The 13,025-nt window shown below is 73.1% G+C and carries 13 protein-coding genes; 7 read left to right on the forward strand and 6 right to left on the reverse strand.

Annotation, left to right across the window (positions count from 1 at the left end):
• Positions 1-60: 60 nt before the first annotated feature.
• Positions 61-1,680 (forward strand): AMP-binding protein, encoded by a 1,620-nt coding sequence (locus AC0VX6_RS14735; RefSeq protein ID WP_274973274.1) that lies wholly within the window; start codon positions 61-63, stop codon positions 1,678-1,680.
• A gap of 93 nt (positions 1,681-1,773) precedes the next feature.
• Here the strand turns inward: AC0VX6_RS14735 and AC0VX6_RS14740 are convergent, their stop codons facing one another.
• Complete coding sequence (locus AC0VX6_RS14740) at positions 1,774-2,058, reverse strand: 4a-hydroxytetrahydrobiopterin dehydratase (protein ID WP_475464736.1); 285 nt, start codon at positions 2,056-2,058, stop codon at positions 1,774-1,776.
• A gap of 419 nt (positions 2,059-2,477) precedes the next feature.
• On the opposite strand from AC0VX6_RS14740, the gene AC0VX6_RS14745 reads away from it, so the two are divergent.
• The 4 genes from AC0VX6_RS14745 to AC0VX6_RS14760 are packed head-to-tail and all read left to right on the forward strand — an operon-like array spanning position 2,478 to position 6,278.
• Positions 2,478-4,814 (forward strand): sensor histidine kinase, encoded by a 2,337-nt coding sequence (locus tag AC0VX6_RS14745; RefSeq protein WP_475464737.1) that lies wholly within the window; start codon positions 2,478-2,480, stop codon positions 4,812-4,814.
• Positions 4,814-5,272, forward strand: coding sequence for a roadblock/LC7 domain-containing protein (locus AC0VX6_RS14750; RefSeq protein WP_274973276.1), 459 nt, complete (start codon positions 4,814-4,816; stop codon positions 5,270-5,272). Before AC0VX6_RS14745 ends, AC0VX6_RS14750 begins: the two co-directional genes overlap by 1 nt.
• 4 nt (positions 5,273-5,276) lie before the next feature.
• Positions 5,277-5,657 carry a DUF742 domain-containing protein gene (locus AC0VX6_RS14755; RefSeq protein WP_274973277.1) on the forward strand — a complete coding sequence of 127 codons (381 nt, stop codon included), beginning with the start codon at positions 5,277-5,279 and terminating at the stop codon, positions 5,655-5,657.
• 45 nt (positions 5,658-5,702) lie between these two features.
• The gene (locus AC0VX6_RS14760; protein ID WP_036552209.1) at positions 5,703-6,278 is read left to right on the forward strand and encodes a GTP-binding protein; all 576 of its coding nucleotides are present in this window, start codon (positions 5,703-5,705) and stop codon (positions 6,276-6,278) included.
• Positions 6,279-6,583: 305 nt separating this feature from the next.
• On the opposite strand, the gene AC0VX6_RS14765 is transcribed toward AC0VX6_RS14760, so the two are convergent.
• From AC0VX6_RS14765 to AC0VX6_RS14775, 3 genes are read right to left on the reverse strand one after another with little or no spacing between them, the layout of a single operon-like run.
• Positions 6,584-7,399: an ABC transporter ATP-binding protein gene (locus AC0VX6_RS14765; protein ID WP_274973278.1), complete on the reverse strand. Its 816-nt coding sequence runs from the start codon at positions 7,397-7,399 to the stop codon at positions 6,584-6,586.
• A gap of 19 nt (positions 7,400-7,418) precedes the next feature.
• A complete protein-coding gene (locus AC0VX6_RS14770) occupies positions 7,419-8,510 on the reverse strand; it encodes a FecCD family ABC transporter permease (RefSeq protein WP_475464740.1) in 1,092 nt (363 codons plus the stop codon).
• On the reverse strand, positions 8,507-9,541 hold the full coding sequence (locus AC0VX6_RS14775; protein WP_274973280.1) for a FecCD family ABC transporter permease: 1,035 nt from the start codon (positions 9,539-9,541) through the stop codon (positions 8,507-8,509). Before AC0VX6_RS14775 ends, AC0VX6_RS14770 begins: the two co-directional genes overlap by 4 nt.
• A 140-nt stretch (positions 9,542-9,681) precedes the next feature.
• Between AC0VX6_RS14775 and AC0VX6_RS14780 the strand changes: the two genes are divergently transcribed.
• Positions 9,682-10,689: an ABC transporter substrate-binding protein gene (locus tag AC0VX6_RS14780; protein ID WP_475464742.1), complete on the forward strand. Its 1,008-nt coding sequence runs from the start codon at positions 9,682-9,684 to the stop codon at positions 10,687-10,689.
• A 172-nt stretch (positions 10,690-10,861) separates the two neighbouring features.
• Positions 10,862-11,662: a GNAT family N-acetyltransferase gene (locus AC0VX6_RS14785; RefSeq protein WP_475464744.1), complete on the forward strand. Its 801-nt coding sequence runs from the start codon at positions 10,862-10,864 to the stop codon at positions 11,660-11,662.
• A 34-nt stretch (positions 11,663-11,696) separates the two neighbouring features.
• On the opposite strand, the gene AC0VX6_RS14790 is transcribed toward AC0VX6_RS14785, so the two are convergent.
• Positions 11,697-12,464 (reverse strand): sulfite exporter TauE/SafE family protein, encoded by a 768-nt coding sequence (locus tag AC0VX6_RS14790; protein ID WP_274973283.1) that lies wholly within the window; start codon positions 12,462-12,464, stop codon positions 11,697-11,699.
• A 298-nt stretch (positions 12,465-12,762) separates the two neighbouring features.
• The gene (locus AC0VX6_RS14795) at positions 12,763-12,939 is read right to left on the reverse strand and encodes a hypothetical protein (protein ID WP_274973284.1); all 177 of its coding nucleotides are present in this window, start codon (positions 12,937-12,939) and stop codon (positions 12,763-12,765) included.
• Positions 12,940-13,025: the final 86 nt, after the last annotated feature.

The raw sequence follows: 13,025 nt of genomic DNA on the forward strand, positions 1-13,025 counted from the left end.
GCATAGTGTTGACGTAACCCGCGAAAACCCCACACCAACCGAAAAAGAGGACCGTCACCGATGCCCGTGCCCGACCCGGAGCACCACGTCCGCGACTGGCTCGCCACTTACGACACACCCACCACATCGGTGGCACATCTCCTCTGCGACCGCCACGACCCCCACGCCACCGCCACCACCGAGATCGGCCCCACCCTGGAGGCCACCACCCTCACCTTCGGCGACCTCGCCCAGCGCTCCCGCGACCTGGCCACCGGTCTGGCCGACCTGGGCGTCACCAGCGGGGACCGCGTCGCCACCCTCATCCCCAAGGGCGTCGACCTGACCGTCACCGCCCTGGCCGTGTGGCGTCTGGGAGCCGTGCTGGTCCCCCTGCTCTCCTCCTTCGCGCCCTCGGCCATCAACGAACGCCTCACCGACTCCGGCGCCCGCCTGGTGGTGTGCGACGCCGAGTACCGCGCCAAGCTCGTCACCGGCGCCGACCGCCCCTGGCACATCGTCACCACCGCCGCCGAGCCCGCCCACGAGGGCGACCACACCCTCACCGGGCTGGCCGCCCGCACCGCCGCGGCGCCGTCCGCGCCCGAGGCCGCCGTGGGCGGGGACGGCCTGCTGGCCGTCGTCTACGTCTCGGGGGTCATCGGCCCGCCCCGGGGTGTGCGGGTGCCCGTGCGCGCCCTGGCCGCCATGCACGCCTACCACCACTACGGCCTGGGCGTGCGCGACGACGACGTCTACTGGAACACCGCCGACCCGGGTTCGGCCTACGGCCTCTACCACGGGCTCGTCTCGCCGCTGCTGGCCGGGCACAACTCCCTGGCGCTGCGGGCCGGGTTCTTCGACCCGGAGCTGACCCTGGACGTGCTGGGCGTGCACGGCGTGACCAACCTGGCGGCCGATCCGACCACCTACCGGACGCTGCGCGCGGCCACCAAGACCCTGCCGCCCGAGGTGATGGTGCAGAGCCTGGCCAGTGCGGGCGAGCCGCTGGCCCCCGACGTCATCGACTGGGTCACCGACGTGTTCGGCGTCCCGGTGCGCGACCACTACGGGCAGACCGAGCTGGGCTGGTGTGTGGGCGTGCCCAACGGCGAGACCGGTCAGGGGTCGGCCGATCTGCCGCCGGGGGCGATCGGTCCCGCCCTGCCGGGCTGGCGGGTGCAGATCCTGGAGGCGATCTCCGACGACCCCGCTCCCCTGGGCGCCTACGGGCGTGTGGCGGTGGACCTGGCGCACAGTCCGCTGGCCTGGTTCGAGGGCTACGTCGGCCAGGAGGGGGCCTCGCAGGTGCGGTTCACCCCCGACCGCGCCTACTACCTGACCGGGGACACCGGTATCCAGGACCGTCAGGGGTCGTTGTTCTTCTCCACCCGTGACGACGGGGCCATCTTGACCTACGGGTACCGGATCGGTCCGAGCGAGGTGGAGTCGGTGCTCAACGCCCACCCCGCGGTGCAGGAGTGCGGGGTGTACTCCATCCCCGACGAGCTGGCGGGGCAGGTGATCGGTGCGCGGGTGGTCCTGGGCGCCGACCGTGAGGCCACTCCGGAGCTGGCCGAGGAGCTCAAGGTGTGGGTGCGCGAGCGGTTCGCCGCGCACGCCGCGCCGCGGGTGGTGGACTTCGTGGAGGAGCTGCCGCGCACGGCCTCGGGCAAGATGCGCCGGGCGCGGCTGCGCTGACGGTGGGCTGCGCCCCTGTGGCCCGGGGTGGTGGGGGCGCGTCGGCGCCGCCCCGTGCGCCGCTCCCCCGGGGCCGGGGCCGGGGCCTCGGGGTCAGGGGACGAGTTCGTCCACGCGGGCGGCCAGGGACATGTCCTTGTCGGTGACGGCTCCCTCGGAGCGGGTGCTCAGCGCCAGGTGCAGGGTGTCGTAGCGGATGTCGATGTCGGGGTGGTGGTCGACCTGTTCGGCGGCCTGGGCGATCTCGTTGACCAAGGCGATGGCGGCCGGGAAGTCGGGCAGGCGCACGGTGCGGCGGATGGCGGGTGCGGCGGGGTCCAGTTCCCAGTCGGTGAGGCGGGTCAGGCCGTCGCGGATCTGTTCCTCGGTGAGTCTCATGGCGGGTCCTCTCCCCCGGTGGCGGTCGCGCGCGCCGGTGCGCGCGCGGGTGGTCGCTGGGGGCTACGTACCCGTGTGCGGGGCGGGGGTCACATGCGGCGGGTGTGTCCCCCGAGGAGGGAGCCTGTGGTGGTCGGTGCGGCGGAGCCGCGCCTTTTTTGTTTTTCTGGTTTAGTGGAAACTGAAGGCCGGGCTGTACGACGTAGATTTTAAAGTACTTAGTAGCTTCGTAGTCCGCGTTACCAAGCTGAGGCCAGACCTTTCACCTGCACCGATCCTGCCCGTATGGGCCGCGGTGTCCCCCTCAGGCTTGCGCAATCCCCCGTTGAGCGGTTCACTCTGGGGAACTCCGGCCCCTCCCCCACACCGGTGGACGCCCCCGCAGGTAGCGTCCACCGCCCTCCCCCAAAAGCGAGCCCATGCCCCACAACAAGCGCCGTTCGCTTCGCGCCCGCATGATCACGCTGGTCCTGTTCCCCAGCACCGTGCTACTGGCCCTGTGGGCCGCCTTCACCGCCCTGCTCGTCGGCGACATCGGAGAACTGCGCACCACCGCCACCTTCACCGAACAGGTCGGCGTCCCCGTCGAGGAGACCATCGGCGCGCTCCAGCGCGAACGCCGCGCCACCATGGACGCGGCCTGGGGCACCGAGCGCACCGCCCTGTACCTGACCTACTCGCGACAGCAGACCGACGAGGCCGTGGACGCCCTGAGCCGGAGCCTGGACGCCTTCGACGTCCAGGACCTGCCCGAACAGGCCCTGGCCTTCCGCGCCGCCGTCAACCGCCTCGACACCCTGCGCGCCCGGGTGGACGCCTCCTCCCCCACCGAGATCGACCTGGAGGAGACCTCCACCGTCTACGACGAGGTCATCGAACAGGGCCTGCGCGTGTGGGACGGCCAGGTCGAGCGCGCCGACCCCGCCCAGGCCCCGCACCTGCGCTCCCTGACCTCGCTGATGCGCACCCGCGAACTCCTCAACCAGCAGGACACCGTCCTGGCCCACGCCGTGGCCACCAACTCCTTCCCCGTCCAGGCCCACGCCCAGTTCGCCGCCGCGGCCGGAGCCCAGCACTACACCTGGGAACGGGTCGTGGTCGAGATGAGCGAGGAGGACAGCCAGGACTACATCGAACTGGAGTCCTACACCGAGCTGCAGCGCATCTACCAGCTCCAGGAGAGCATCATCTCCATGCCCGTACGGGGCGGGGCCACCGTGCCGGTCAACGCCACCGCCTGGCAGGGCGCCGCCGAGGCCGTGGACGCGCGCATGCGCGACGTCGAACAGGGGCAGATCGACCGCGTCATCGCCTTCAGCCGCTCGCAGTCGGCCGAACTGCGCACCAGCGTCCTGCTGGTGAGCGTGCCCGCCCTGGTGGCCGCCCTGGTCTCCTCCGCGGTCGCGGTGGGCGCCACCCAGCGCCTGGGCAGGCGCCTGCAGGACCTGCGCACCGCCACCCTGGAGCACGCCCGGGTACGCCTGCCCGAGGTGACCGCACGGCTGCGCGCGGGCGGCAGCGTGGACGTGGACGCCGAGGTGCCGCGGCTGCGGGTGGAGAGCACCGACGAGGTCGGACAGGTGGCCGAGGCCTTCAACGACGCCCAGCGCGCGGCCGTGGCTGCGGCGGTGGAGGAGGCGCAGGTGCGCGCGGGCGTGCGCAACATGTTCCGCAACATCGCCCGGCGCACGCAGGCGCTGGTGCACCGCCAACTGGGGCTGTTGGACGCGCTGGAGCGCGCCGAGACCGACCCCAAGGTGCTGGAGTCGCTCTTTCGCATCGACCACTTCAGCACCCAGATGCGGCGCAACGCCGAGAACCTGATGCTGCTCAGCGGGGACGCCCCGGTACGGCGGGGGCTGGCTCCGGTGCGCCTGCACGAGGCGGTGCGGGCCGCGGCCAGCGAGATCGAGGACTACGTGCGGGTGCGGGTGCTGGCGGTGCCGGGGGTGGCGCTGCGCGGCGAGGTGGGCGCGGACACCGTGCGGCTGCTGGCGGAGCTGTTGGAGAACGCCACGTCCTTCTCGCCCCCGGGCACGGAGGTGACGGTGCACGGCCGCGACGGCGAGGCCGGCGGGTGCGTGCTGGAGGTGCGCGACCGGGGGCTGGGGATGACGCGGGAACAGGTGGAGGCGGCCAACGCGCTGCTGCGCGACCCGCCGCGCTTCGACCTGGCCCGGATGCGCGAGGACTCCCAACTGGGGTTGTTCGTGGTGGCCACCATCGCCGCGCGCCACGGCCTGGAGGTGACGCTGAGCGCCGGGCCGGACCACGGCACGTGCGCGGTCGTGGCCGTCCCCGCCGACGCGCTGGCAGGCCAGGACACGGCCGCCGAGGGGCCCGATCCGGCCGCTGGCCCGGAGGCCGCGCCCGCGCAGGAGAGCGCGCGCTCGCAGCGGCTGGTCCTGGCGGGCGGCTCCCCGGCCGCACCGGGCGGCGACGGGGAACGGGCCGCGGGCGAGAGCGGCACCGAGCCCTCGCAAGGGGCGGCGGACCAGGAGACGGGCGACACCTACAAGGGTCTGCCCCGGCGGCGGCGCAAAGGCGTGCAGCCCTCCCCCGCGCCCGCCCCGGCCGCGCCCGGGGAACCCGGGGAGTCCGGGAGTCGGGAGGCGGCGGCCGAGAGGTCGCTGACCGAGATCCGGTCGATGATGAGTGCTTTCCAGTCCGGGAGCCTGCGCGGGCGCGCACAGCCCCCGGACGGGGATGGAGACGGCGTGCGCGGTGCGCGCCCCGGTGAGAGCTCGGAAGGGTGATGTCGATGACGGCGGACGCTGCGGCGGGAGGCCGGACGGCCGAAGCGGCGGAGGAGCAGTCCCCGGCCAGGACGCTGGACTGGCTGCTGGGCGACCTGGTGCGGCGGGTGGCGGGGGCGCGGCACGCGCTGTTGCTGTCGGCGGACGGGCTGCTGTTGTCGTGCTCGGCCGACCTGGGGCGTGAGCAGGGTGAGCGGCTGGCCGCGATCGCGTCCGGGTTCGCGAGCCTGGCCCGTGGCGCGCGGGGGCAACTGGGCGCCGCGGAGGTGCGTCAGACGGTGGTGGAGATGGACAACGTGTTCTTCTTCGTGCTGGCCGCCGGTCAGGGCGCGTCGCTGGCGCTGGTGGCCGAGTCCACGTGCGACATGGGCCAGGCGGCGTTCGAGGTGAACCGTCTGGTGCGCCAGGTGGGTCCGCACCTGTCGGCGCTGCCGCGGCGCGGGAGCGTGAGGAGGTGAGGGTGTGGACGCTGAGCCGTCCAGCGGGGAGTCGGGACGGGAGTGGTCGTTCGAGTCGAGTCTGATCCGGCCGTACTCGTTGACGGGTGGGCGCACGCGTCCTTCGCGTACGGACTTTTCGATGACCTCGCAGGTGGTCGCGGTGGCCTCGGCCTCCGGGGCGCGGTTGGACCCGGAGTTGGAGCTGATCCTGTCGCTGTGCGCGCAGCCGGTGTCGGTGGCCGAGGTGGCCTCGCGGTCGGGGTTTCCGCTGGGGGTGACGCGGATCCTGCTGGCGGACCTGTTGGACCAGGGCCGTGTGGTGGTGCGCACCTCCGACTGGGAGCGGCACCGGCCCGACGCCGGGACGCTGCGTTCGGTGCTGGAGCGCATCCGTCAGCTGTGAGGGGCAAGGTGGTGTCGAGGTGGAGTGGATGTGTCGTTGGTCGTGATGGACGCCGAGGGTGCGGGGCCGGTTCCCGACACCCTCAAGATCGTGGTCGCGGGGGGCTTCGGGGCGGGTAAGACCACCCTGGTCTCGGCGGTGAGCGAGGTGGAGTCGCTGCACACCGAGGAGGTCATGACCTCCGAGAGTGTGGGCGTGGACGATCTGGACGGGGTGGAGGCCAAGGCGACCACGACGGTGGCCCTGGACTTCGGCCGGATCACGCTGGACGGGTCGACGGTGGTGTACCTGTTCGGTACGCCGGGTCAGCGGCGGTTCTCGTTCATGTGGGAGGAGTTGACCGAGGGCGCTCTGGGGGCGGTGGTGTTGGCCGACACCCGGCGGTTGGCGGACTCCTTCGACGCGATCGACTTCTTCGAGTCGCGCGGGGTGCCGTTCGTGGTGGCGGTGAACTGCTTCGACGGGCAGCGCACGCACCGGGCGGACGACGTGCGGGTGGCGCTGGACCTGGAGGAGCGGGTGCCTTTGTTGCTGTGCGACGCCCGGGACCGGGAGTCGGTCAAGGAGGTGTTGGTGGAGCTGGTGGCTCTGGTGTTGCGCCTGGAGCTGTCGGGCGCCTGAGAGGGGACGCCCCGAGGGAGGGGCGCGGTGGGGCCCGGGGCGCGTGGTGCGCCCCGGGCCCCACCGTGTGGCCCGGCGGCCCCGGGGGTCGGACCGGTGACGGGCGGCCCGGGTACCCGTCGGGCGAAGGACCGGCGGGGGCCGCTCCCCCGCCCTTGGGCCCCTCCCCCGTCGGCTCCGGCACCAAGGACGTGTTCGTGACCTGCCCGCGCGCCGCGCAGCGGAGGTTGCGTCCGGCGGGGCCTGGCGTGCCCCTCCCCCGCCTGGGCGTGCCGTGGCCGGGCCCGTCTGCGGCGGTCGCGGGGTCAGCGGGTGGCGCCGCGGCGGTCGACGGGCACGATCATCGGGGTGTCGGTCTCGGGGTCGGGGATGATGCGCACGGGCAGGCCGAAGACCTCCTCGACCAGGGTCGCGGTCACCACGGTGGAGGGGTCGCCCTCGGCGACGATGGCGCCCTCCTTCATCACGATCAGGTGGGTGGCGTAGCGGCAGGCGTGGTTGAGGTCGTGCAGGACCGCGACCAGGGTGTAGTCGCGTTCGGCGTGCAGCTGGGCGCACAGGTCGAGCATGTCCATCTGGTGGGCGATGTCGAGGTAGGTGGTGGGCTCGTCCAGCAGCAGCAGGGGGGTCTGCTGGGCCAGGACCATGGCCAGCCACACGCGCTGGCGCTGCCCGCCGGAGAGCTCGTCCACCGACCGCTCGGCCAGTTCGGCCACGCCGGTGGAGGCCATGGCCTCGGCCACGACCGCCTCGTCCTGCTTGGACCACTGGCGCAGGAACCCCTGGTGGGGGAAGCGGCCGCGGGCCACCAGGTCGGCCACGCCGATGCCGTCGGGGGCGATGGAGGTCTGCGGCAGCAGCCCCAGGCGGCGGGCGACCTCCTTGGCGGGGTAGGAGCTGATGGCCTTGCCGTCCAGGTGCACGTGGCCGTGCGCGGGCTTGAGGGTGCGCGACAGGGCCCGCAGCAGGGTGGACTTGCCGCAGGCGTTGGGGCCCACGATCACCGTGAAGGAGTTGTCGGGGATGGTGACGGCCAGGTCCCGGGAGATGACGCGCTGCTCGTAGGCCAGGGTGAGGTCGCGTCCTTGGAGGCGGGAGGCGGAGTGGTCGGCGATGGTCATCGTTCTTCCTCGGTTCGGGTCAGGCACGTCCGCCGCGCCATTCGGTGTAGAGCAACCAGATCAGGTAGCTGCCGCCGATGACGGCGGTGACCACGCCCACGGGCAGCTGGGTGGGGGCCAGGGCGCGCAGCGCGACCAGGTCGGCCACCGCCAGCAGGGCGGCGCCCATGAGCGCGGATCCGGCCAGGGTGGTGCCGCCGGTGCGCATCAGGCGCCGGGCCAGCTGGGGTGCGGCCAGGGCGACGAAGCCGATGGGGCCCGAGACGGCGATGGCGGCGCCGGTCAGGGCGCTGGCGGCGGCCAGGGCGATCAGCTGGGTGGAGCGGGTGGGCACGCCCAGGCCGCGGGCGGTGTCCTCCCCCAGTTCCATGAAGCGCAGGCGCTGGCCCAGGGCGAGCAGGACCGGTCCCAGCAGGGCCAGGCAGATCCACACGGCCGCGACCTCGGCCCAGCCGCGGCCGTTGAGGCTGCCGATCATCCAGATCTGGGCGCTGAGGGCGTCGGTGAGTTCGGCGCGGGTGAGCAGGTAGTCGCGGACGGCGCCGAGCATGGCGGCCATGCCGATGCCGACCAGGACCAGCCGGTAGCCCTGGACGCCGTTCTTGGTGGAGAGCAGGTAGACGGCGGCGGCGGTGAGCATGCCCCCGGCGATGGCGCCCAGGGACACGCCCAGGCGTCCGGCGCCGAAGAGCAGGATGACGGTGACGGCTCCGGTGGCGGCGCCGCCGGTGAAGCCGATGATGTCGGGGCTGCCCAGGGGGTTGCGCGACAGGCTCTGGAAGACGGCTCCGGCGAGCCCCAAGGCGGCGCCCACGCCGATGGCGGTCAGGGCGCGGGGTAGGCGCACCCCTTGGACGAATAACACGTCCAGGCGTTCGCCGTAGCCCCAGATGGCGGCGGGCACGGCGCCCAGGGGGATCTCGTAGTCGCCCACGGCCACCGAGACGGTGAGGGCGGCGGCGCTGAGGGCGGTCAGGACCGCGGCGACGACGAGGGTGCGCGGGCGCACCAGCAGGGACAGGCGTTCGCCGAACAGGCGCAGGGCGAAGGAGCCGCGGGGTCTGGTGCGGGCGCGCTCGCGCGGGCGGTGCGGTGTCAGGGTGCGGCTCAAAGTTGGGCCATTCTCGTGCTGCGGACCAGGGCGATGAACAGGGGGGCGCCGACGAAGGCGGTGATGATGCCGACCTCCAGTTCGGCGCCCGGCACGATGACGCGGCCCAGGGTGTCGGCGGCGGTGAGCAGGACGGCGCCCAGGACCGCGGAGTAGGGCAGCAGCCAGCGCTGGTCGGGTCCGGTGACCAGGCGTGCGGCGTGGGGGATGATGAGGCCGACGAACCAGATGGGGCCCGCGGCGGCGGTGGCGGCGCCGCACAGCAGGATGACGCCCACGGCGGTGGCGGCGCGGATGAGGGGGATGTTGGCGCCCAGGGTGGCGGCCAGGTCGTCGCCCAGGGCGACGGCGTTGAGGGAGGGGCCCAGGCACAGGGTGAGGACGATGCCCGCGATCAGGAAGGGCGCCACCTGCCAGAAGACGTCCAGGTCGCGTCCGACCAGGGAGCCGACCTGCCAGAAGCGGATGCGGTCGAAGACGAACTCGTTGAGGACGAACACGCCGTGGACGAGGCCCTGCAGGACGACGGCGACGGCGGTTCCGGCCAGGGCCAGGCGTACGGGGGTGGCGCTGGAGCGTCCGCGTGAGCCCAGGGCGTAGACGGCGACGGCGGCCAGGGCGGCGCCGAGGAAGGCGGGCCAGACGTAGCCGGTGCCGGTGGCGCCGAAGGCGATGACGGCGATGACCACGGCCGCGGCGGCGCCGGAGTTGACGCCGAGGATGCCGGGTTCGGCCAGGGGGTTGCGGGTCAGGGCCTGCATGAGGGCTCCGGCCAGGCCCAGGGCGGCGCCGACGAAGACGCCGATGACGGTGCGGGGTACGCGCAGACTGCGGATGACGTCGTGGTCGTAGGAGCCGTCGTAGGCGGTCAGTGCGGCCCACACGTCGGCGGCGGGGATGGGTTTGGTGCCGATGGTGACGCTGAGCAGGGCGCACAGGGTGAGCAGGCCCAGGGCGGCGACCAGCCCGAGGGGGCGGATGATGCGCCTGGTGAGGGTGGGGCGCGTGAGGGTGGGGGCGCGCAGGGCCACGGCTTCCCCGTTCGTTGTGGCGTGGGTGGTGGACGCGGCTGCCCTGGTGGGGTGCAGCCCGGGGCGGCACCGGTGCACCGCGCGCCGCCCCGGACAGGTTAGCCTTACCTTCATCCCGTTCGCACGGAAGGGTGCCCGTTATGCCCGAGTTGTCGCGTCCTGTGTGTGCCCTGGCCACACTAACCGCCCTAGCGGCACTGACCCTGTCCGGCTGCGCCGCACCACCCGACCCCCGAGCCGACCAGGACGGGCCCACCCGCACCGTACAGGCCGCCAACGGCAGCGTGGAGATCCCCGCCACACCCCAGCGCGTCGCCGTCCTGTGGCGCCCGACCCTGGCCGCCGCGACCCTGCTGGGACACGACGTGGCCGCCACCATGGGCACCCCCGGCGCACCCGAACAGGGCCTGGCCCCCTTCCTGCCCCCGGGCGCCGACGGCGACGCCCTGACCCTGGCGACCAACTCCCCCGCCGAGGACGATGTCAACGTCGAGGAACTGGCCAACGCCGCCCCGGACCTGATCATCGGCGTCCACACCCAGTCCGGCGCCCAGGCCCAGATGCTGGCGAACCTGGAGGCCATAGCGCCCACGGTGCTGCTGGAGTGGGAGGGCACCGGCTCCTGGCGCGAGCACCTGCACCAGGTCGCCGAGGTCCTGGACACCCCCGAACAGGCCGAGCAGGCCGTGGCCGAGTACGAGACGGCCCTGGAGCAAGCGCGCCAGCAGATCACCGGGGCCGGGGTGGACCCGGCCGCCACCGAGGTCTCGCTCGTGCGGCTGCAGAGCCAGAGCGAGATACGCCTGGAGACGCCCGCTTCCTTCCCCGGACAGATCGTCCAGGACCTGGGCCTGCCCCGCCCCCAAGGCCAGACCCAGGCCCAGGGCGAGACCGACTTCATCGCCCTGGGCTATGAGCACCTGGAGCGCGCCGACGGCGACGCGGTCTTCGTCCTGGCCGGATCGGGCTACCCCGACGCGCCCCGCACCTTCTCCGCGGGGGTGTGGTCCAACCTGCGCGCGGTGCGCGACGAGCGCATCTACCGCATGGACCACGACGTGTGGGGCGCGGCCAACCACCACGCCGCCCACCGCATCATCCAGGACGTGACCCGGGCCCTGACCGGACAGACCGCACCCGCGGTGTGAGAACCCGGGTCACGAAACGGGCGAACCCGCCGGTAACCCGGGGCGGGCCCGCCATCGTGGGGAGCGCACGCCACGCGCTGACCCCCGCCACCGCGGCCACGGCCCGCCCGCCCCGGGGCGGGGCACAGCGCCCACCGGGCCCGCACCGGGCCCCACCCGCCGAAGGGGACTGATGGGGGACCGCACCGCGTCGATCGAGTCGATGCAACAGCTCACCCGGGTCTGGCGCTCCCTGGTGCTGGACCGCGACCCGCGCGCCGACGTGCGCGACCTGCCGGGCCTGGCCGTGCGCTGGGCCGACTGCCGCTTCGCCTTCTGGAACTGCCTGACGCTGACCGGCCCCGACGTGGACGCGGCGGGCCTGGAACGCGACCTGCACCGGGCCGCGCGGGTGATGCGCACCAAGAGGCACCCCGGGTTCCTGTGGCTCTTTGCGGACCTGCTCGACCAGGGCGCGCGCGAGCACCTGCACGAGACCGCCCACCGGGCGGGCCTGGAGCGCGCCTTCGGCGGCGTCGGCATGGCCGCGGACCTGGCCCACCTGCCCGAGCCCTCCCACCCCGACCTGACGTTCGTGCGCGTGAGCACCGACGCACACCTTGGCTCCTACGCCGACCTGAACTCACGCGCCTACGGCTTCGCGCTGGAGGAGGGCCGCGACGGACTGGCGGGGTCCACCCTGTGGAAGGACGGCGTCCACGCCTACCTGGGCATGCGCCGGGGCGAGGCGGTCACGTGCGCCGCGACCGTGCCCGCCCGGGACTGCCTGTTCGTCGTGCTCGTGGCCACCGCACCGCACTGGCAGCGCAGGGGCTACGCCGAGGCCGTCACCCGCAAGGCCCTGTACGAGGGCGCGCGGGCCAGCGGACTCGGGCGCGCCGTACTGCAGGCCACCGAGGCCGGAGCCCCCGTCTACCCGCGTATCGGCTTCACACCCAACTCACCCCTCCACTTCTACCGGCTGCGCGGCTGAACGCGCCGCGCACTCGTCCGCCCGTGGGGCGGCCTCAGGTGAAGATGTCCCAGCCCATGCGCACCAGCAGGGCGATGACCACCACCAGCAGCACGGCGCGCACGAACCCCGAACCGCGCCGCAGGGCCATCCGGGCGCCGATCTGGGCGCCGATGATGGTGCACACCGCCAGCCCCAGGCCCAGCAGCCAGTCGATGTGGCCGCCCAGACCGAAGACGACCAGCGCCCCCAGGTTGGTGCACACGTTGACGATCTTGGCCGAGGCCGAGGCCTCGACGAAGTCCATGCCGACCACGGCGGTGAAGGCGATGATGAGGAAGACACCGGTGCCCGGGCCGATGAGGCCGTCGTAGAAGCTCACGCCCAGGCCCGCCAGGGCCACCACCGCCAGGGCCCGGTTGCGGGTGCGCAGAGCCCGGTCGGAGGCCACACCCATGGCGGGGCGGAAGTAGACCATGAGGGCCACCCCGGCCAGGACCACCATGATGACGGGTTTGAGCACGTCGGCGGTGAGCGCGGCGGCCATGGCCGCGCCCAGACCCGAGCCCAGCAGGGCCAGGCCGGCGGTGGGCACGACCACGCGGCGGTCGATCCCGACCTTGCGGGCGTAGGCCAGGGCGGCGGAGGTCGTGCCGAAGACGGCGCCGAGCTTGTTGGTGCCCAGCAGGGTGGCCAGGGGTGTGGTGGGCGCGGCGACCAGCAGGGCGGGCAGCAGGAGCAGGCCGCCTCCGCCGACGACGGCGTCGACCCAGCCCGCTGCGACGCCGACCAGCAGGAGCAGGCCGAGGATCTCGGGGTCCATCTACCGCGCGCGCCCGAGGGAAGAGGTGATCATGGGTTCTTTTCGTGGCGGGGATGGCTGACCCACGAAGCCTACTCTTCACCCGCCGGGGGTTTCGTCCCAGGGTGTCCCTGGCCCGCGCGCGAGCGGCGGCTCCGCTCCGACGGGCGCAAGGCCCGGGGCGGGTTCACGAGGGAAGGGGTGAACCCGCCGTACACGGTCGCGCCCGCTGGGCCCCGCTCCTCGCACGTGCGCCCAAGGGAGGGACGACGCCGTGGGCGTGCGATGAGGGCACCGGTCAGACCCGCGGGGTCAGCGCTCAGACGGTGATGGTGATGTTGTCGATGATGTCGTCGAGGAAGCCCTCGTCACTGAAGAAGTGCAGGGAACGGGAGAACCCGGTGGCCACGGAGTCCGCCGAGGCCGGGGCGGCGCCGACCAACAGGACGGTGGCCAGGACGACACCGGCGGCGGTACCAGCCAGGAAACGTTGCATCAAGCACACGAAAACCACTCCATGTCACTTTGGGTGTGCATTTCGCTGCTGATGGTATCCATGTTGGTGAGTGTCGCGCTGGCTTT

The organism is Nocardiopsis sp. iso_25, from assembly GCF_056173305.1.

Excerpts from the sequence above, each read along its gene's own strand:
- AC0VX6_RS14735 (WP_274973274.1), top strand. The coding sequence starts at position 61 with ATGCCCGTGCCCGACCCGGAGCACCACGTCCGCGACTGGCTCGCCACT.
- AC0VX6_RS14740 (WP_475464736.1), bottom strand. The coding sequence starts at position 2,058 with ATGAGACTCACCGAGGAACAGATCCGCGACGGCCTGACCCGCCTCACC.
- AC0VX6_RS14745 (WP_475464737.1), top strand. The coding sequence starts at position 2,478 with ATGCCCCACAACAAGCGCCGTTCGCTTCGCGCCCGCATGATCACGCTG.
- AC0VX6_RS14750 (WP_274973276.1), top strand. The coding sequence starts at position 4,814 with ATGTCGATGACGGCGGACGCTGCGGCGGGAGGCCGGACGGCCGAAGCG.
- AC0VX6_RS14760 (WP_036552209.1), top strand. The coding sequence starts at position 5,703 with ATGGACGCCGAGGGTGCGGGGCCGGTTCCCGACACCCTCAAGATCGTG.
- AC0VX6_RS14765 (WP_274973278.1), bottom strand. The coding sequence starts at position 7,399 with ATGACCATCGCCGACCACTCCGCCTCCCGCCTCCAAGGACGCGACCTC.
- AC0VX6_RS14780 (WP_475464742.1), top strand. The coding sequence starts at position 9,682 with ATGCCCGAGTTGTCGCGTCCTGTGTGTGCCCTGGCCACACTAACCGCC.
- AC0VX6_RS14785 (WP_475464744.1), top strand. The coding sequence starts at position 10,862 with ATGGGGGACCGCACCGCGTCGATCGAGTCGATGCAACAGCTCACCCGG.
- AC0VX6_RS14790 (WP_274973283.1), bottom strand. The coding sequence starts at position 12,464 with ATGGACCCCGAGATCCTCGGCCTGCTCCTGCTGGTCGGCGTCGCAGCG.
- AC0VX6_RS14795 (WP_274973284.1), bottom strand. The coding sequence starts at position 12,939 with ATGCAACGTTTCCTGGCTGGTACCGCCGCCGGTGTCGTCCTGGCCACC.